Origin of the sequence: Neptuniibacter sp. 2_MG-2023 (assembly GCF_030547495.1) — a bacterium.
Lineage (GTDB): Bacteria > Pseudomonadota > Gammaproteobacteria > Pseudomonadales > Balneatricaceae > Neptuniibacter.
On record NZ_JAUOQC010000001.1, the window covers coordinates 86,774 to 106,061 of the forward strand.

Below are 19,288 nucleotides of genomic sequence, written 5' to 3' on the forward strand. Positions count from 1 at the left end.
ATGACAGATACAACGTTTACTATTAACGGAACAAAGGTCGCCCCAGGTACACGGACGACCATTGAGCTTCCGGCAGGCCGCCTCTACACCCATACGCCTATGACCATCCCTGTTCACGTTATCAATGGTAAACGAGATGGTCCTCGACTATTTCTCAGCGCCGCAATACATGGCGATGAGATCAATGGGGTTGAGATTATCCGGCGCGTGTTAACCCTGCCAGCACTTAAACGTATTAAAGGCACATTAATCGCCGTGCCTATCGTTAATGTGCATGGATTACTGAGCCACTCTCGCTACCTACCAGATCGACGCGACCTTAATCGCTCCTTTCCTGGCAGTGAAAAAGGCTCCCTTGCAGCGCGTATCGCCCACCTATTTATGGAGGAGATAGTTTGTCAAAGTACTCACGGTATAGATCTACATACTGGCGCGGTACACCGTACGAACCTTCCCCAAATTCGTGCCAATCTGGATGATGAAGAAACCGACAAACTCGCACGCGCCTTTAATGTTCCGGTAATCATATCGTCCAACCTTAGAGATGGTTCGCTTAGAGAAGCCGCAGCGGAACATGGGATTCCAATGCTGCTATACGAGGCAGGTGAAGCGCTAAGATTCGATGAAATGGCGATCAGGGCCGGCGTAAAAGGAATTGTAAACGTCATGCGCTCATTAGGTATGCTTCCCCCTTCACGAGGCACACGTAAATCCTATAAAGAACCGGTAGTCGCCCGCTCTAGCTCATGGGTACGCGCCTCTGAAAGTGGTATTTTGCGCGCACTTATCCCCCTTGGTGGTCGCGTCAGCAAAGGCACCTTACTGGGTGTTGTGTCTGACCCTTTTGGTGAGAAAGAAGCGCAAATCACCTCTCCCTATAGCGGCATTGTGATTGGAAAAACCAATCTCCCCTTAGTTAATGAAGGAGATGCGCTTTATCACATTGCCCGCTTTGGCGACATTGAAGAGATTGAAGCCAAAGTTGATGAGTTTCAAGAAGATCTCTCTGACGAACTTAATCGTTAATCTATAGGACGCCATAGTAAATGGTCACAACGTATTGGAAAAAGAGCGGTCAACCTATGTTGATCGGCAATGAAGACCAGATAGCGGCTTGGCAAAACGATGCATCAAGCTTTATTTGGATAGACATCCAGTACACTGGGATGGATCAACAATGGGTTGGCGAGCTTCTCTCATCATTAAACTGCAATGCCCTTGCAGTGAAAGATGTACTTAGGACACGCCATCCACCCAAAATAGAGCTTTTTCAAGATCAAACTTTTATCTTGTACCGCGGTATATCGGACGTTATTAATGAGTTGGAATACAATCACCAACAGATCGGCTTTTTTATCAATGATCGATATTTAGTCACCGTACACCCTGAACACTCCATGGGGATAAGCCAAATTATCCAATCGGATTCACTTACAGATTATATAGAGGAGCCGATGCTACTGGCTCTAAAAATAATGCATAATTCATCCGATACCTATCTATCTAATATGCTGAATTTTGAAGATGAATTGGGGTTACAAGAAGACGCCCTTCTAGCTGGTGAAGGAGAAAGGCATATGGCCGCTTTAGCAGGCTACCGGATAAAGCTTCTACGCCTAAAGCGCATATTTAATTATCATCAACAGATGTTTGCAGAATTCTGCTCCCACGCAAATGATGATAAAGCCTCATTTATTCAACTATCAAAGCATGAACACTATCTCACTGATGTTTATGAACGCTTTGAACGTATTTACAGTTTATCTAGCCTCTACTACGAGATGTGCTCAGATATGGTTGAAGGCTATATATCAATAAGCTCACACCAGCAAAATGTCTCAATGCGCGTGCTTACAGTCATTACCGCTATTTTTGTACCGCTAAGTTTCTTAGCCGGTTTATACGGAATGAACTTTGATAATATCCCAGAGCTGCACCACCCTAATGCCTATTATGTGCTGCTCAGTACGATGTTTATTATCTCCTTTGCGCTCATTGTGCTCTTTAAACGTAAGAAATGGATCTGATACGCTAGACTCATTCCACCGACTGATAACTCAGTCGGTTTCGCCCCTTATCTTTAGAGGCATAAAGAGCGCGGTCAGCCGCTTTAACGACAGCCCAATCATCTAAATGATTTTGATTCTTTTTTTCTGGATAAAAAGTACTGTACCCAACAGATACAGTGACGCATTTATATATAGCATCTGGCGCATGCTCAACATTCAACTCTTCGATTAGTAGAATGAGCTTCTGAAGTAATATTTCAGCACCTTCTTTATTTGTATTAGGTAGAATTAACGCAAACTCTTCACCACCATACCGAGCAACCATATCAGCCGGACGCCGAACATTATTAGCCAGTGCCTGCGCAATACCTTTGATACACACATCACCTTCTATATGACCAAAGTGATCGTTGTACTTTTTAAATTGATCAATATCGATCATAGCAACTGTCAGAGGCTCTCTTTCACGGTACATTCGTCTTAGCTCAACACTTAACCGTTCATCAAATGCTCGACGATTGGCAAGCCCCGTCATAGAGTCGATTTTCGCCAACTGCTCAAGCAAGTGAATGGCTTGATGGTAATTCAAATGCGTCTGTACACGTGCCGCTACCACACGTGGGTTAAGTGGCTTAACAATGTAATCAGCGGCTCCCGCATCAAATACAGCCTCTTCAAAACCAAGCTCACTATTACTTGTAATAAATAAGACAGGAATATCAGCAGTATCGGGATTGTCTTTTAGTGTGCGGCACACCTCTAATCCATTAATGTCAGGCAAACCCATATCGAGCAGAAGAAGCTTAGGCGGCTGTGCTTTTATCATCGTTAACGCTTGCCTTGCATCTAACGCAAAACGAATTCGTCCGATCTCACCTAAAGCTTTGTTTAATGCCATTATGACCGTGTTGTCATCATCAACAATTAGAATGTCTGGTAGTTCACCACTCTCAGGCTTGATCATATTACTCTTCAGCTCCAGACGTTTTTATAAGGGCACCCACTAAAGAGACCGCCTGTTCAAAGTTAAGTTTCATCAAACTATCATTCAGCTCCTTAAACCCCTTATGGCCCAAAGCCTCACGCAGCATCGCACTATGCTCTTCCACTTTAGCCAAAGCGCTTAAATCCTGCTCAGTTAACAAGGTCAGAATATGTTCTACTACATCCTGTTTAAATACAGGCTCTGACAGGTTCGAGCTTAAGTTTGACTCCTGATTTACAGCGGAATCTTTCTCTTTACGCCTAGCCTCTATGAGACGGGAGCTCGCTTGCTGTAGTGTTTGTAATGCAAGCGCTAGTTCTGATAACAAGTTCATTACCGGCTCATTTTCAGCTCTTAAAGCCGTCTCAATCTCAGCGGCAAGCAACTGTATTTTCTCTGCGCCAACCATTCCAGAAACACTTCTCAATTTATGAACTTGAGATGCTATCTGCAAGCGCTGATCAGTCTCCCTGTTTTTATCAAAATCCACGGCTGGCGGAACCATAAGGTTGGCATACTCTTGCAACAAGTTATCCAGCGTATCTAAGAATAGTTGCTCATCTCCTAGTAGCAATTTTTTGGCTTGAGCGTGATTTAAACCGCTTATGTCTGGCCAAGTATCCCGATCAGGTGCCGCTGCATTAATCGCTTCAATAGGTATATCCTTACTTCGATAAGCTTCTACAGATATTCTTAACACGTTGATAAGTTTTGATGGATCTATAGGTTTAGTAAGGAAGTTATTCATTCCAGCATCCAACGCACGGTTTTTCTCTTCCAGCAAAGCTCCTGCGGTCAATGCAATAATAGGTAAAGAACTAAGGCCTAGTTGATGACGAATACGCTGCGTTGTCTCAAGACCATCAATACCTGGCATTTGTACATCCATCAGTACTGCATCATAGTCATTAGATCTATCTTGTAATCTTTCAAGGGCCTCTTCACCACTACCCGCTGTCTCAACCAACGCCCCGTTATGCTCAAGAATATGACTAACCACCTCTAAATTAGTCGGGCTGTCATCCACTACCAACAAACGAATTCCCGGTAACCATCTTGCGCTGACAGCTTCAGTATGGGTGGATTGTAATACACGTTTAGCATTACCCGTGTGTAGCGTCACCGCATCATTAATTGCATTAAATAGTGCCGAAGCATTGACGGGTTTATGTAAAAATCGATTTACCAAATGCTCCGTATCATGCTTTTTAATGGTTTCACTATCATGGGCTGAAATCATCAAAATCGCTGGTAATTTCTCGCTATCCTCTTTGTTCGCAAGAATATTAATCGCATCTAATCCGTCCATCTCTGGCATCTGCCAATCAACGATCATAGCATCAGGTGGCCGTAGATTTTCTTCTTGTCGTGTAACAAAAGATTGAATTAACTGCTTACCATTACTGACTATTTCAGAACGCCAACCTAAGGCGCGTGTTATTTCTTGCAACTGCTTAGCATCATTTGGATCATCCTCAGCAATCAACACAAAAAGAGCTCGGTTTTGATTCTCTTGCAGTATAATTTCGTCAGATGTTTGGGCTCTCAATGGCAAGCTAACCCAAAAAACACTTCCTACCCCTTCTGTACTTTCAACACCTAGCGTTCCGCCCATAAGGCTAACTAATTTACTAACGATGGATAATCCCAATCCAGTGCCACCAAAACGGCGTGTCGTACTAGAATCCGCTTGCGTAAAAGGATTAAATAAGCGCGTTTTAGACTCATCAGAAATGCCAATCCCTGTATCCGATACACTAAGACGTACGCTCACATGGTTATCTGGCAGGCCTTCTACTTCGGGCTGAACTTCAGCACGAACAGAAACCTTACCTATGGTAGTAAATTTAAACGCATTACTCAGTAAATTAACCAAAATTTGACGAAGCCTGACTTCGTCTGCCAATACCCACGAGGGTAAATTCGGATCAAGCTTGCAAGTGAAATCTATATTTTTAGCTTCTGCCTGTACCGCAAAGACACTCGATACTTCCTCAAAGAACTCTGGTAGATCTAGCGGGTACTGCTCCAATGCCATTTCATTCGCTTCTATTTTCGACAAATCTAATACATCGTTAACAATACCCAATAGGGATTTACCTGAAATCTGAATTTTAGAAACTAGTCGATGTTGCGAGTCAGTTAATTGCTCCTCATTCAGTAGATAGGTTAAACCAATGACCGCATTGAGAGGTGTGCGAATTTCATGACTAGTGTTTGCTAAAAATGCACTTTTCGCTTCCGTTGCTTGCTCAGCATCATGTAACGCCCTTCTAAGCTTTTCCTCAATAGCAAGCCGATCGCTAATATCACGTACTGAAGCGAGTACCAGTAACTTTTCATCAATGTTGACGGTGTTTAAGCTAATCTCAACTGGAAACTCTTTCCCATCCCTTCTGCGTGCAAGAAACTCTTCATTGCCACCAAAAGGCAGTTTTTCAGGCTGCTCCACATACTCCATGAGATGCACCGCATCTCCATCGTCTTCCGTAGCGGGTAATATTTTGTATATAGAAAGTCCTTCTAATTCGACGCGATCGTAGCCAAACATACTCTCTGCTTGAGCATTGACTATTTTAATAATACCTATCTGATCAATCACAAAAGTTGCATCAGGCGCAGACCCTAGCAACGCTTTGAAACGCAGCATCTCTTTGTTCCGTTGGGCTTCTATTTCTACAGCGAGGGCGTTTCTTTGGCGTATTTTTTCATTTAGCCACATCCAATATTGAACAACGAAAACTAAGAAACCTAAAATCAAAAACACACAAAATACGCCGGCAATATTAAAGACGATTTTTTTTACAACGAAAAACTGAGAGATCACACTATAAATTTCTAAACGGCTTCCTTGAGTCTGCTCATCAAGAGAAAAACGACCTTGATCGGCTAACACATATCCTTTTTGCCCATCAAAACGCAGCATATTAAAAGCACTTAATTTATGTAAAAAAGTAGCTTCCTTAAATTCATTATCCCAACGATATGGATTCCCATATTCAAAAGTGAACGTTTTCTCTACATTAGGGTGGAGCAAAAAATCGCCCGCTTGATTTGTGATGTAAAGCTCGGACTCTGCAGGTAAATTGGAGGCAAAGGAGTTTAAGACCCTGTCTGCACTGACATTCACAATAACGATAGCTAACGGCGTGCCATCCTCATTAAAAATAGGCGTTGAAAAACGCCACACTGGTCGGGCAGGCTGCTCGATTTTTCCGTATTCTCGGTTTAAATTAATATTTGAGACGTAAACCTTGCCAGCCCCCACTTGAAGTGTTTTTGCGATATACGGCTCATCACCCTTAAACTGAAGCTCTTCTTGGGCATATACCTCAAGCTCATCTCCATCACGTTGAACCTTAACGCTTTCTTGCCAACCATTTCCGGCCTCAATTAAACGCACTTGATGCACATCAGGAATGGCCAGCATATACGCTTTAAAAATGTCCGCCAGCGTCCCGTACCAGTGATGCGATAATAGGCGATTTTGTGAATCCACACCCTCTACTTGATTATTTAAAAGGTCAGAAATAGAGGGTGTATTAGCAAGAAATATCACATCACGCTTGAATTGAGTCGCTTCATTATCAAGCTTCAGAAGAACAGATTCTTTTACTTTTAGCAGCTCATTACTAACACTAGACAGGTGGCTTTTTACGATAAACCAGCTCGATACCGAAAATACAAAACAGAGAATGAGAAAAATATATGGCCAAGAACGATTAAATCTAGCGCTCTTAAAGAAAATAGATAAGCTATGGATATCCGCTTTTAATATTTCATCGTACTGATCCTCACCCACCTGACCATTACGCAATAAACTGATCACTAATAAACCGCACAAGGTTAGCCCTAAACCAATAGCAATAACCCAATCCATATTCCATGATTTTATAAGATCAGTCGCTTCGACGGTGGGTGTTAGCGTCATTTTCCAATGCTGCCCCATGACAAGGACATCTCGCACTACGGCGCTATCCTTGAGCAACTTAGATGAATAAGTATCAAGTACGCTAAAAAAAGGCTCCTCTTCTTTTACATTACTGAGTGTAATCGATGCATTATCCGTTAATAAATCTATATCCGATAACACATCATCGATAATTAAAGGTGCATATGCCCAGCCCAGTACCGATTCTTCCCGTGACTCTACAGTGTTTAAAAGTGCGGTATGTGAATAAACCGGCAACAAAATAAGAACACCTTTACGGGCTTTTTTATTTGCCTGAACAAGGGTAATTGGGTTGGTTATATAAGCTTTATTATCTCTAGCTGCGGCAAGAGCCGCTAAGCGTCGATTACTTTCAGATCCAATATCCAGCCCCATAGCTTGTCTATTTTTATAGATAGGATAGATATATTGAATTACAAAGCGATCCTCCTCGTGAGGCGATAGCGCTCTGATAGTAAAATCAGGCGCACCGTCCTGACGCGCACGGGCTAGAAAGCTAGCTTCTTGTGATGGGGGAACCCGTCGAATAAAACCAAACCCTAATGCGCCTGGAAATTCATTATCTATATCTCGGCTATTCACATAACGTTCAAACTGTTTACGAGTAACTTCATTAACCCCCGCTGTAGCTATCGCTCCTCTAGCACCACGTAAACCGTATTCAAAGAGTTGAAAACGCTCTTTAATCAGATTTTCTGTTTTATCTGCAAGCCCATTCGTGTAAGCCTTAATATCATGCTTATTTTGATAATCCAGCATCCAAGCAATTATCATTGTTGTTAAGAGCCCAATAACCAAAGGCCACCGCAATGTGGAAAAACCATATCGATTTAGCTTTATTTCTTTCATATAAGATAAATACTCTTAATTTCCTTAGCAGAAGCAGGGGTGGAACAATAATAACTTTGAAAAATCGAACGCTTCATTCGCAACATTTGCTCTTTTGACCCAACGATAGATTTATCCCTATCCTATATATACCAGTGTCACAATGACCTTAAAGAATTATCCCTGCCAATGCTGATGCCACCTAAGAGAAACAGGTGCAACAAGAGGCATTTATCGACAAAAACGCCGTCTCTATAAAAATACCTATTGGCCTATGTTAAACAGCGCCAATTATATTTATCGCAAGATCAACCTCTTTCAACAATAGTACAGTATAAGCAACCTTGCCCTGAAAGATCGCTTATCCCTTATAATCAGCTATTAAATAATCACAGATAAACCGTTCTATACAGCAATCTACAGATGGAAGGGTTATAAGCAAAAAAGCCGAATCATAAGATTCGGCTGACAGCGGCTTAAGACTCAATATAAATTAAGTAAGACTAAGCAGATTATTCCCCTTCGGGCTATCGTCGCAAGCTCCGATGTGGTCTCGCTGCGCTCGGCTCGAACTGCGCAGTTCTCATCTGCAAAGCCCAGATAACAAAAAGCCCCGCATTCGCGAGGCTCTTTTAAATCTGGTAGGACTAGTCAGATTCGAACTGACGACCCCTTGCATGTCGAGCAAGTGCTCTAACCAACTGAGCTATAGTCCTAAAGAATCAGCGTAGTATACTGATAAGATTATCCTGTTCAATAGCTTTCTTTAAAATTCTTTCAAAACCCTTATTAAACAATAGATTAAAAGATCCAGTCCTCACCTCTAATCAACTTACATAACATCTTATCTGACAAGATTTGAGATGTGACATCATGATTTTATCTATATTTTTCGAGTGAAAAGTGTGTTAAGAATGCTATAAGAAAGTGTTATCAATGTGTTACGGAAAAATAAATCATTATATTTCAATACATTGAGTCGTTAGAGCGCTACTAAATATGGGTAGTAACCCAAGCTCTAGTTAAATTTAAGCGTTAGACCAAACTTAATCTCACTACACGTAGGGCTCAAGCTTAGAAAAGCAATGATCAGCCTAGGGTTAAAATCGTTATCAAAAACAACACTGGCTGAATATGCAATGGATGCAAAGAGTATTGCAAACTCAATAAATGCTTTTGTTACCACATTCGAAGAAATCAATAAGACCCTTTTCTCAGATGAGGAAAGGCCGTCCCTAAAACTACAAATTGTAGGCGCTCACGCAGCCCATCCAGAGGCCTTTCAAGCAGGGTCGTTTGGTTGGGACTTTCGTATTCTCACCGATATAGCTGGAAGAACTGCGAATTTTTTTACTAAAGCGCAAACGGAGTTAGCTAAGAAGTTTGGCCTTCAAACGTCAATTTTTGTTGAATTAGCGCAATTAATAAAGCGAATTAATCGTCACGAAATTGAGATCAAACGAGATACTCAAGGTAACTACTCTATTTTATTTAATGGGGAAGAAGTCAAAATTGAGGCTTATCAGGCCGAATTATTAGCAAACGATAAAGTTCAATCTGCCATGAAGAGAGTGGTTGGCCCCCTTCATCGAGAAGGAATTTCAAACTTTGGAATTACGGATAATATTGAACACAACAAAGATAGTGTCTTAACAATTGATGAGGGAGATGAAGCACGCTCTTTTAAGGGTAGTAGCGGGGCAATTATCTCAAGAATCGAAGAGGCTGAAAGAGAAGTTGCATTTTTCATTGATACTCTAAGCTATAACCCCGCAAGTAAATGGAAGTTAGTAAGTGAAGATATCAACGAAGGGAAACCGATAAGCGTCACAATCAAAGATGCTGAATTCCTGACACGTGTTGCAGAGCATAATGAAGCCTTTGCAAAGAATGATGTGCTAATTGTAACTTTGCATAAAAAAACGGTAACCCATTGTTTATAAAGAAAGAAAACAACTAGTTACACAATTACAAAAGTTATTGAACACAAAACAGCCTCCCAGCAAGGAGCTCTTTTTACAAATCAATTTTCATAAATGATAGAGGTTTCTGAAATGCATACCTTAGGCGTTTTGTTGATGATCCCTGCTATCTGGATTGCTATTAAGGCAATCTGGCCTGCTATCGCTTATACAATTGGCTTCAGAAAATTAACGGTTAGTTTCATTGACGAAATAACTGGAGAAAAGAGTTCTACATCGTTTTATTACGAAAAAGGGGACGAGTTAGAAGTACTTCTCAACAAATTACAGAAAGATAGAGAGCAGGATGATGGCAACAATTCCTGATATCTCTACAAAAAAAGGTGCAGCTTTTCTTGGCGCATCCTTTGGAACAGGATTTATGGTAGTGTTAGTCAACAGCTTAAATCAATTCTGCCCAGACCACTTCATAACTGAGTTTTTAGCTGGTGAAACCCTCGCTGTTCTGACAGGTGGAGTGACATACCTCTCTACAATTACTTTACCCTTCATTGCACAATGGGGAGAAAATTATAAGTTTGAAAAGAATAATAAGCGACTAACAGAACTCAAGCGCCGATTCCCAGACCAGCCTGAAATAGATGAACAAATAGCAGCGCTACTTAAAAATCATTTAAATAGCCTTACATTCCTGACAAAGGCCTCTGGCACAAGCCAGACTCTATTGATAGTATAAAACTGTCTCAGGGCATTCTGTTTACTCGGAACGCTCAAATTTAACAATTTGAGTGACACTAATTTTGAAGCGATTTCGCTTTACCGCCTAGCGGTAAGCCTGCTAACTACAGGCGTTAACTGTCTCTAACTACCTGCCCTGGGACACCTTAAATTCACAAGGTACTGTCAATCATGGAAGACAACATTTGGTGGACAAGGAAGGCTCGTATCAATGCTGAAAGCCGCCTGTTATCAAACCATCACTGCTTAGATCTGTTATTACTTTGGTATTCTTTAATTGCTGTTTTTGTCTCAATCTGGCTTCTAGCCTATGTCGACAATAGCAAACAGGTCTCTGTTGTTTTTACATGTTTTTCAGTATTCATTTTGGCGGTAACGCTTTTCGGCTCGAATGCAAGATTCGCTCACAGGGCGGCTCAATTCAAAGACAACTACATATCCCTTCAAGAACTATATTTCTCAATTAAAGGTTCCTCTAAAGAAGATGAAAATAAACACCGGTTGGAATATAAGAGGCTTCTCGAGTTAGCTGAAAACCACGAGCCGATTGATGACACAAAGGCTCTGGTTTGGGAGTGGCATAATGCGCAAGATAAGAATAACTTAACTAGAGAACCTAAAAAACAACACTATATACTCCTTTGTTTTTACTACCTTAAAAGGTATTTATTACTAGCTGTTCTATTCTCTCTCCCCCTTCTTCTGATTTACGTTTCGTTTTTCGGCTGCTTACCATCATGATGAATACTCTTGCTCTATTCAAAGAAACCTTCTCTGTTGAAAGCTTAAGAGAAATATATGAAACATCAGTAGCACAGACCAGAGCTACAGGGGTGGACAATATTTCAACAAAAATTTTCGAAAGAGATTTGCAGAACCACCTTGAGCTAATTAACAAGAAGGTTCTAAATGGTAAATATAAGTTTACAAGGTACAAACAAAAACTGATCAGCAAAGGGCCTAACAAAGCCCCACGAGAAGTATGTCTCCCCACAATCAGGGATCGGGTTGTACTTAAAGCTTTGAATCAATTTCTTCAAGAGCGTATGGGGAAACAAATACCACAGCCTCTACCGCAACTAATCACAAAAAACATTAAAAAATCGTTGCGTTCCAATTATTATGATGTGGTTCTTAAGTTCGATGTTTCTGAATTCTACCCTAGCGTAAAACATGATGTTCTGAGAAAAAGACTGCTTAGATTCGTCCAACATGATCTCATTCTAAACTTAATTGAGGCAGCAATTAAACAAAGTACAGGTAACATTTCAAATAAAAAAGGTGTTCCTCAAGGTCTACCTATCTCGAACATATTGGCAGCCTTATACCTGAGAAAAATTGATAGAAGATATGAAGCCAAGGACGAAATTTTCTACCAACGTTATGTTGATGACATCCTAGTGCTTTGCAAGTCCCACCAAAAGGAAGATGTTAGTTCGAATATTATAAATATTTGCCAAGATATAGGGCTGACAGTCTACGATCCCATTGAAAGACCTGATAAATCTACCTGCGGTCAAGCCTCTGATGAGTTCTCATATATCGGATATCGTTACAACCCAATCGATAGATCAGGTGTGTTAGTAACAACAAAGCCCGAATCTAAAATAAAGCTTATAAACTCACTTACCGGAATTTTCACTTCATTTCACCGCTCTAAGAAGAAATCTCTAGCTCTTCTACAATGGAGAGTTAATCTCCGAATAACGGGATGCATATCAGAGAATTCTGGTAAGGGGTGGCTCTTTTTCTTTTCTGAAATCGAAGACAAACAGCTTTTATTTGAATTGGACCAGTTTGTAGCTTCTCTATGTAAAAGGTTTGACGCCTCATTTCCACGTAAAAAATTCGTAAGAGCTTGGCATGAAATCAATCACAATCGTTGGAGAAAGAAGTACTTTCCAAACTTTGATAAATATGACCTCAATGAGATGTCACTTGTTGTTGCTACATATCTAGGAAAAGATGTGTCCGAACTTGAAATGACAGAAGAAGAAATTACTACTTATTTCTGGAGAGCAATTAAGAAAGAAATCAAAGATATGGAAACAGATATTCAAGACCACAATTACAAGTAAAAAAATCCCCCTGTAAATAACGCCTTTTTCATCAATCACAACGTATTGAGTGTTACCTGTAAGCTCACCGTTGAGTATCAACTTCTTGATCGTTTTTGCAGTGAGGACTGACCCTTCAGCAAAAAACGTTTCTCTAAACTAAAAAATTCTCGTTAATTTAGGTTTTTTCTCATCGTTCTTAGGCATCTGTTACGCACTGTTACTTCCCTATTAAAGGAAAAATACTAACATCGTCTTTAGGAAAAGAACGCCCCCCAAAAAGAGATAACTGAAAGCATGAATGACTCAATTTCGTAACACACTTTCTGGTTTAATAATTGATGTTTTGATCGAGCTTACCGAATTTTGCACAAAAAGGCCTACTACAGAAAAAACATCATAATACATTGATATAAAAAGGATTATACGGATAACACAGGGTTTTCATCTCTATAATGTCGAGCAAGTGCTCTAACCAACTGAGCTATAGTCCTAAATAAGTGGCGCGAAGTATACGACTCTGTTTAATCAGTTCAAGATTTTTTCACTCGATTTACCACTTTGATACTTAAATACAAGGATTAAACGGGTTGGGTCACTGCTATTAGCCTAAAACACCTTACACTGCTGCCGCTTATCACACTGTAAGTAGCATCTTTAATATTAAGTTTTAGGTTCCGTTCTTTTTGAATCACTAACCCGATCGATCATTTACAGAAAACATCCTTGCGTCTATGTTTACTGAGTGTTTATCAACCGTTAATCATTCCATAGTGGTAAAATTAGATACTATTTATCAGTACACTCTAAGCTGTAAGGTACGGTATTATCTGCTTTAGAACTGTGAACTTTATAGGGAACCTATTGGTATATTTACCTCATATAACCTAGGCCTAAGGTGTAGATTTTGAGAATAATCCGAAAGCATTCGCGAGGAAGCTGTTCAATTTATCACCTCCCCTACTGAAGCTCATTTAGTACAGGTTCAGTAACCGAGTGTTAGTGTTTCACTACTTTATTAGTTTTTAAAATTCAGGCCTTTTGCACTCACTAGATATACATGAAAATCAACACCCTATAAGACTTGCCTTCGATTAACTAAATTTTAATCGCGCAGGTCAATAACCCATTTGCCCAGAAAGAATTGAACAGCGCCGATCCCAAAAAGAGATAATAGCTATGCTTAAAGATGTTTCCATAAAGACAAAACTGACGGTAATGGTCGTTCTACCTATTATTGGCTTGATTTGTATTACTTTGTTTGCACTTCAAGAACTACAATTGACGGAAGGCGGCGCGAAACGGATTTATCATGACAGGGTTGTTCCCCTTGAAGACTTAAAAATAATCGCCGACGATTATGCGGTGCTCGTTATTGATGCGATCAATAAAGCAAATGCCGGCATTTATACTTTAGACGAAACCGTAGCCGATATAGAAAGCTCTAAGCAAGAGATCAGCCTTAAGTGGAAAAAATATCTAGCAACAAACCTCACACCAGAAGAGAAAGCTTTAGCTGATGAAGCTCAAAACCTTTTTGTGTCCGCTGATGCAGCTATTGATAATACACTACAGATCCTAGCCACTATATCTGGGCCCCCTAAAGGCCAGCTTGATGCACTGGATGGCCCTCTCTATACCCAAATAGACCCTATTAGCGAAAAAGTTACTGAGTTAATTAATTTACAGCTGCGCGTTGCTAAACAAGAATATGAGGCCATTCAACAGGTTTATAAGGAAAGTATTTTTCTGCTCTCTACACTATCAATACTGATCATGGTTTTACTGATCGCTATTTCAGCTTATATCTATCGCTCCATGATTAATCCACTGCTACATATGCAGGAAACCATTGAACGTATTTCTGAATCTTCTGATTTAACTCTCACACTGCAAACAGAAGGTAAAAACGAATTAGGAACAATAAGTAAAAGCTTTAACGCAATGATCGCGCAGATGCGTGATATTGTTAGTCAAATCACCTCGGCGACTAACCGACTGGCCAGCGCGGCTACGGATATGACCGATGTTAGCGTTGAAACAAAATCCAGTATTAACACTCAACGTGCAGAGATAGAACAAGTGGCAGCAGCCATGAATCAAATGGTCTCCTCATCACAAGAAATATCACACAATGCGGAACAAGCGGATAGTGATGCTCGCAATACAAGAGAGAAAGCACATCAAGGCACTACGATTGTAAATCAAGCGGTCGTGGCCACAAACGCTCTCGTCACTGATGTTAAAAGTGTATCCAGTAAAATAAAAACGCTTGAGTCTGACAGTGAAAATATTGGCTCAATTGTGGATGTGATCAAGAGCATTGCCGAGCAGACAAACTTACTGGCACTTAACGCTGCTATTGAAGCCGCCCGGGCAGGCGATCAAGGACGTGGGTTTGCTGTCGTAGCGGACGAAGTACGTACATTGGCACAACGCACGCAGGTCTCTACCCAAGAGATACAAGTAGCTATTGAACGTTTACAATCGGGGACTACCGATGCCGTAACCGCAATGAGTGAAGGTCAGAAAAAAGCGGAGACCGCCGGTTCTAAAGCGACTGAAGCAGGCTCTGCACTCGAAGAGATCTCAAAAGCAGTTATCAGCATAACGGATATGAATGCTCTTATCTCTAGCGCATCAACCGAACAAACCAGTGTGTCTGAAGAGATCAACCGCTCACTCATTAACCTACATGATGCGTCTAATATCTCTAGTAATGGGGCGGAAAAGATCTCTCAATCGAGTACTGAACTAAACGCCCTTTCCAACGAGCTGAAAGCGATGATCGCAAAATTTCGCGTAGGCTAACGTTAAGTAGAGTGATGGGATGCTCAACTTATAAAATAACGTCAAAATATGCTGAATAATTTTTTAGATATTCTGACGTTATTGATTCTGTCTTAAAAAGGCAGGGAAGTTATTAGCGCAAGAGTGTTTTAATCCTTTTACAGCCGAACGCTCAATCCACCAGCTTATGTTCTATCGCGTAACGGGTGAGCCCTGCTGCTGTGTGTATATCTAATTTTTGTTTGATATTTTGTCTATGAGTCTCAACTGTACGTACAGAGATATCGAGCTCTCTAGCGATCTCTTTATTACTATTGCCTTCAGCAACTAGTTTCAAGACATCTTTTTCACGGCCGGTAAGCTCTTCCTGTTGAGTATTTGCATGCCCACCCTCCTGATCAAACTGGCTAAATAAGCTTTGTGATGCTCCTGAACTAAAGTATGTTCCACCGCCGTAAACCGTTTCAATCGCTGAAATCAGCTCGTTAGATGAAACGTCTTTTAAAACATAGCCAGCCGCACCACATTTAATCAGCTTAACAATATATTCTCGATCATCATGCATACTTAAAATTAGCACTTTCACATCCGGCTGCTCCGCATGGAATCGCTCCGATGCTTCAAAACCATTCATGACGGGCATAGAGATATCCATAAGAACAACATCTGGATGAAGGGTTGATGCCAACGCTAAGGCTTGCTTTCCATCATTAGCCATGCCGATAATTTCAAGGGAGGGTTCACCTTCTAAGCGCGCACTAATTCCATCTAGTACAAGAGGGTGATCATCGACCAATAATACTCGGATTTTATTGTCACTCGGCATTAGCGTTTGTATCTCCTAAAAAATTGCGAAACCCACTTTAATACGTGTACCTACACCCAAACGACTCTTAATACTAAAACGTCCACTGAGCAATTCTGTACGCTCACGCATATTTAGAAGACCGATTCCTGTCTCTGTCTTCTCGGGGATAAAGCCTCGTCCATCATCTGATACCTCTAACCAGATATAGCCTTCACGAAACCAAATTTTTAAACCTACATTCTGAGCTTGTGCATGCTTTTCAATATTTGTCAGGGTTTCTTGGGCAATTCTATACAGCGTAATCTCAATATCATCAGGTAGACGCTGTTCTGGTAACTCTATTCTGGCATTCATTCGGATGTTCGTGCGCTCAGAAAAGTCATTGGCCATACTGTGTAGTGCGGACTCAAGCCCTAGATCATCAAGCTGTATAGGTCGAAGGTCATGGGAGATACGTCGCACCTCTTGAATCGCCATATTTAAAACATCACAACCTTTAGTGATGTCATCAACCGCGCTTGCATCCCCTTTCAACGATTTATCTCTGGCAAGTTCCAATCTAAATTTTACCGATACCATTAGCTGATTAATGCCATCATGCAGTTCACGTGCAAAATTACGCCGCTGACTCACCTGAAATTGAACATAGCGATGGGCTAACTCACGTAACCGCACATCCGCTAATTGGGAGGAATGCATATTAATCGCAATACCTATGAGCGCAATAATAATAATTGTACCCGCTAAAATAACGACCACGGTAAAAAATGTATTTCTGATATTACGGGTTACTTTTAAACGCGTATGGGCAACTTCTTCTGCAATATCATCAATATATAAACCGGTTCCCATCATCCAATTAAATTTCGGTATTTTAACCACGAAACTCAATTTCTTTTCCTGATGCCCTGCTGAAGGTTTTCGCCAGAGGTAACGATAAAACCCGCCCCCCTCATCAGCAATCCTAATCAAATCGCGTATTACATATTTACCATTACTATCTTGCAGCTCGATTAGATCCTGCCCAACCAACTCTGGCTGGGTAGGATGAACTAAATTAATGCCCTGCATATCATATAAAAAGAAATAGCCATCATCACCAAAAGTAAGAGTGCTCAGCATATCCTTTATACGCTTTTCTGCATTTTCATCTCCAGGCTCAGATTCATTAACGACTTCCTCTATCGCGTTCATCGCTAAGGCGACATAATGCTGTAGCTCTTGATGTTTGGAGTTGAGTAAATTTTCTTCGAAGGTTTCAATCTCTTGTTCTGAGAGAATATGCGCCTGATTTAAGCTAATCATAGTGATAGCTACCGTCACTATAATTAGTGGCAGTATTGAAAGCAGTAGCATTTTTGCTTTTAATGAAGCTGTGACGCTTTTCATATTGGAATAATTATGATTTTTAACTGACGCTAGAATACAACTAACGCATGACTAAAGAACAGCCTATAACGGCAAACCCACAAGCTTAATAACCACTTATATAATCAGTATAAAGTACTCTGAGGGAGAACACCCGATGGTTTTTACATTGTGGAAAGATGCTGCGGAAGTTGCAAAAAGTGCCACTAAAGCTGGCGCATTAAACAGTTTCAAAACATCTATGCTTAGTGTCCAAGAAGGAGGTCTTAATTTTCATGTCCGTATACTTGAGAATCTCCAGAACAAACCAACACCCGATAGCTCCCTAGCTAAGCTCAATCAAAGTAAACCCGACCCATTCCTACCCCATGAAGAAGCTTTATTTGTCACCAACATCGGTGATAATCATAAATGTTTATTGAATAAATATAATGTAGTCGATGAACATCTGCTCTTAGTAACTCAAGCCTTTGAAGAACAGAATACAGCCCTTAATAAAAACGATTTTTATGCCTTACACCGGTGCCTATGCGCCGCGCCGGCATTAGCTTTTTACAATAGTGGTAAAACGGCTGGGGCCAGTCAAACCCATAAGCACCTACAGCTGATAAAAGTGCCAGAAACAGTGGAACAATTAATCGCTTTTAATCCACAACTGTCAGAACTACATGACGAAGTACCTAGGGAGCTAGATAGCTTACCCTTTCGCCATGCAGCACTGGCCTTACCTAAAGATATTTTTACAGAAGAGAAAATACAGAATGGTGATGGTGCTGCTCAATTACAAAATTTTTATAATCGGCTGCGAATGACCTTAGGGATCGAAAAAGACGGAGAGAAGATAGCCCGCGCTTATAATCTTCTCTTAAGCCACCATTGGATGTTGATGGTACCTAGAACAGGTGAAAATTTTTCCGGTGTCTCACTTAATGCACTTGCCTTTAGTGGTTCGATTTTAGTAAAAAGCGAAGCACAAGCCCACGAGATTATAGAGGCTGGACTCTCCGTCGCCTTAAATACGGTGAGTTAGCCTTAAAAGAGTTTCTTAGCTTAATGGATGCTTGCAACGATCAGATTAAAGCGATCTGTCCATCATTTAAGATCACCCGTTGTGGCTGATACTGCCAGTGCTGTTTTATCCGCTCATCGGATAACACCTTATCAGGACTATCTACAGCGCTCACCTGCCCCTGATCTAACAAACAACAGGTATCACAATAACGCAGCACTTGGTTAAGATCATGCAGAATAGCAACAACGCCGAACCCTTCTTTTTTTGCTAGCTGTTGAGTCAACGTTAACAGATTATGTTGCTGTCCTAAATCTTGTGCCGACGTCGGCTCATCAAGAAGCAGTAAAGGTGAGTGACTCGCTTGACTGAGCTGCAATAAGACCCGCGCGAGTTGAACCCGCTGTCTTTCTCCCCCTGATAACGAAGGATAGGAGCGATCCGCAAAGCTATAACAATCAGTCGCCTGCATTTTTTCATCGATCAAACGATTTGCTTGAGCTTTAGACAGCGATAATGGAGTTAAACCTAAAGCAACTACTTCTCTGGCGCTGAAGGGAAAGGTCAATTGGCTCGCTTGGGGAAGTACTGCCAGATGCTTAGCCAATTCACGGCGATTCCACTGTGTTAGCTCTTTACCATAGAACTTGATAGAACCGCTGGCTTTAATATCACCACTAATCGCTTTTAATAAAGTTGTTTTACCGGCCCCATTCGGCCCCAACAGGCCATAGACTTCACCTGCTTTTACCGATACAGAAACCTGATCCAATAACAGCTTTCCCTGCGGTTTAAAACTGACATTATTAAGCTGCAACATGA

14 protein-coding genes and 1 tRNA gene are annotated in these 19,288 nt (G+C 41.0%); 9 read left to right on the forward strand and 6 right to left on the reverse strand.

The genetic code is table 11. The features are described 5' to 3' along the window. Nucleotides 1–1,026 (forward strand): succinylglutamate desuccinylase/aspartoacylase family protein, encoded by a 1,026-nt coding sequence (locus tag Q4486_RS00425; RefSeq protein ID WP_303517540.1) that lies wholly within the window; start codon nucleotides 1–3, stop codon nucleotides 1,024–1,026. Between the two features lie 20 nt (nucleotides 1,027–1,046). After that, nucleotides 1,047–2,027 carry a magnesium transporter CorA family protein gene (locus tag Q4486_RS00430; RefSeq protein WP_303517541.1) on the forward strand — a complete coding sequence of 327 codons (981 nt, stop codon included), beginning with the start codon at nucleotides 1,047–1,049 and terminating at the stop codon, nucleotides 2,025–2,027. A 10-nt stretch (nucleotides 2,028–2,037) separates the two neighbouring features. On the opposite strand, the gene Q4486_RS00435 is transcribed toward Q4486_RS00430, so the two are convergent. From Q4486_RS00435 to Q4486_RS00445, 3 genes are all read right to left on the reverse strand, one after another. After that, the gene (locus Q4486_RS00435) at nucleotides 2,038–2,973 is read right to left on the reverse strand and encodes a diguanylate cyclase (protein WP_303517542.1); all 936 of its coding nucleotides are present in this window, start codon (nucleotides 2,971–2,973) and stop codon (nucleotides 2,038–2,040) included. A gap of 1 nt (nucleotide 2,974) precedes the next feature. Further along, nucleotides 2,975–7,795, reverse strand: coding sequence for a CHASE domain-containing protein (locus Q4486_RS00440; protein WP_303517544.1), 4,821 nt, complete (start codon nucleotides 7,793–7,795; stop codon nucleotides 2,975–2,977). 618 nt (nucleotides 7,796–8,413) lie between these two features. After that, nucleotides 8,414–8,490, reverse strand: a tRNA-Val gene (locus Q4486_RS00445). A 369-nt stretch (nucleotides 8,491–8,859) separates the two neighbouring features. Here Q4486_RS00445 and Q4486_RS00450 point away from each other — a divergent pair. From Q4486_RS00450 to Q4486_RS00475, 6 genes are all read left to right on the forward strand, one after another. Then, complete coding sequence (locus Q4486_RS00450; RefSeq protein WP_303517546.1) at nucleotides 8,860–9,717, forward strand: hypothetical protein; 858 nt, start codon at nucleotides 8,860–8,862, stop codon at nucleotides 9,715–9,717. A gap of 111 nt (nucleotides 9,718–9,828) precedes the next feature. Continuing rightward, complete coding sequence (locus Q4486_RS00455) at nucleotides 9,829–10,062, forward strand: hypothetical protein (protein WP_303517547.1); 234 nt, start codon at nucleotides 9,829–9,831, stop codon at nucleotides 10,060–10,062. After that, nucleotides 10,043–10,432 (forward strand): hypothetical protein, encoded by a 390-nt coding sequence (locus Q4486_RS00460; RefSeq protein WP_303517548.1) that lies wholly within the window; start codon nucleotides 10,043–10,045, stop codon nucleotides 10,430–10,432. Before Q4486_RS00455 ends, Q4486_RS00460 begins: the two co-directional genes overlap by 20 nt. Nucleotides 10,433–10,605: 173 nt before the next feature. Then, nucleotides 10,606–11,175: an SLATT domain-containing protein gene (locus Q4486_RS00465; RefSeq protein ID WP_303517551.1), complete on the forward strand. Its 570-nt coding sequence runs from the start codon at nucleotides 10,606–10,608 to the stop codon at nucleotides 11,173–11,175. Then, entirely contained in the window at nucleotides 11,172–12,512 is a 1,341-nt protein-coding gene (locus Q4486_RS00470; RefSeq protein WP_303517553.1) for a reverse transcriptase domain-containing protein, read from the forward strand. Before Q4486_RS00465 ends, Q4486_RS00470 begins: the two co-directional genes overlap by 4 nt. Nucleotides 12,513–13,670: 1,158 nt before the next feature. Beyond that, a complete protein-coding gene (locus Q4486_RS00475; protein WP_303517555.1) occupies nucleotides 13,671–15,302 on the forward strand; it encodes a methyl-accepting chemotaxis protein in 1,632 nt (543 codons plus the stop codon). Nucleotides 15,303–15,453: 151 nt separating this feature from the next. Here Q4486_RS00475 and Q4486_RS00480 read toward each other — a convergent pair whose 3' ends face one another. Together Q4486_RS00480 and Q4486_RS00485 are read right to left on the reverse strand one after the other, a co-directional pair. Next, nucleotides 15,454–16,107, reverse strand: a complete 654-nt coding sequence (locus tag Q4486_RS00480) for a response regulator transcription factor (protein WP_303416512.1) — start codon at nucleotides 16,105–16,107, stop codon at nucleotides 15,454–15,456. 15 nt (nucleotides 16,108–16,122) lie between these two features. After that, complete coding sequence (locus tag Q4486_RS00485; protein WP_303517558.1) at nucleotides 16,123–17,478, reverse strand: cache domain-containing protein; 1,356 nt, start codon at nucleotides 17,476–17,478, stop codon at nucleotides 16,123–16,125. A gap of 136 nt (nucleotides 17,479–17,614) precedes the next feature. Between Q4486_RS00485 and Q4486_RS00490 the strand changes: the two genes are divergently transcribed. Further along, the gene (locus Q4486_RS00490; RefSeq protein ID WP_303517561.1) at nucleotides 17,615–18,487 is read left to right on the forward strand and encodes a hypothetical protein; all 873 of its coding nucleotides are present in this window, start codon (nucleotides 17,615–17,617) and stop codon (nucleotides 18,485–18,487) included. Nucleotides 18,488–18,527: 40 nt separating this feature from the next. Here Q4486_RS00490 and Q4486_RS00495 read toward each other — a convergent pair whose 3' ends face one another. After that, the gene (locus tag Q4486_RS00495; RefSeq protein WP_303517564.1) at nucleotides 18,528–19,286 is read right to left on the reverse strand and encodes a heme ABC transporter ATP-binding protein; all 759 of its coding nucleotides are present in this window, start codon (nucleotides 19,284–19,286) and stop codon (nucleotides 18,528–18,530) included. Nucleotides 19,287–19,288 lie beyond the last annotated feature (2 nt).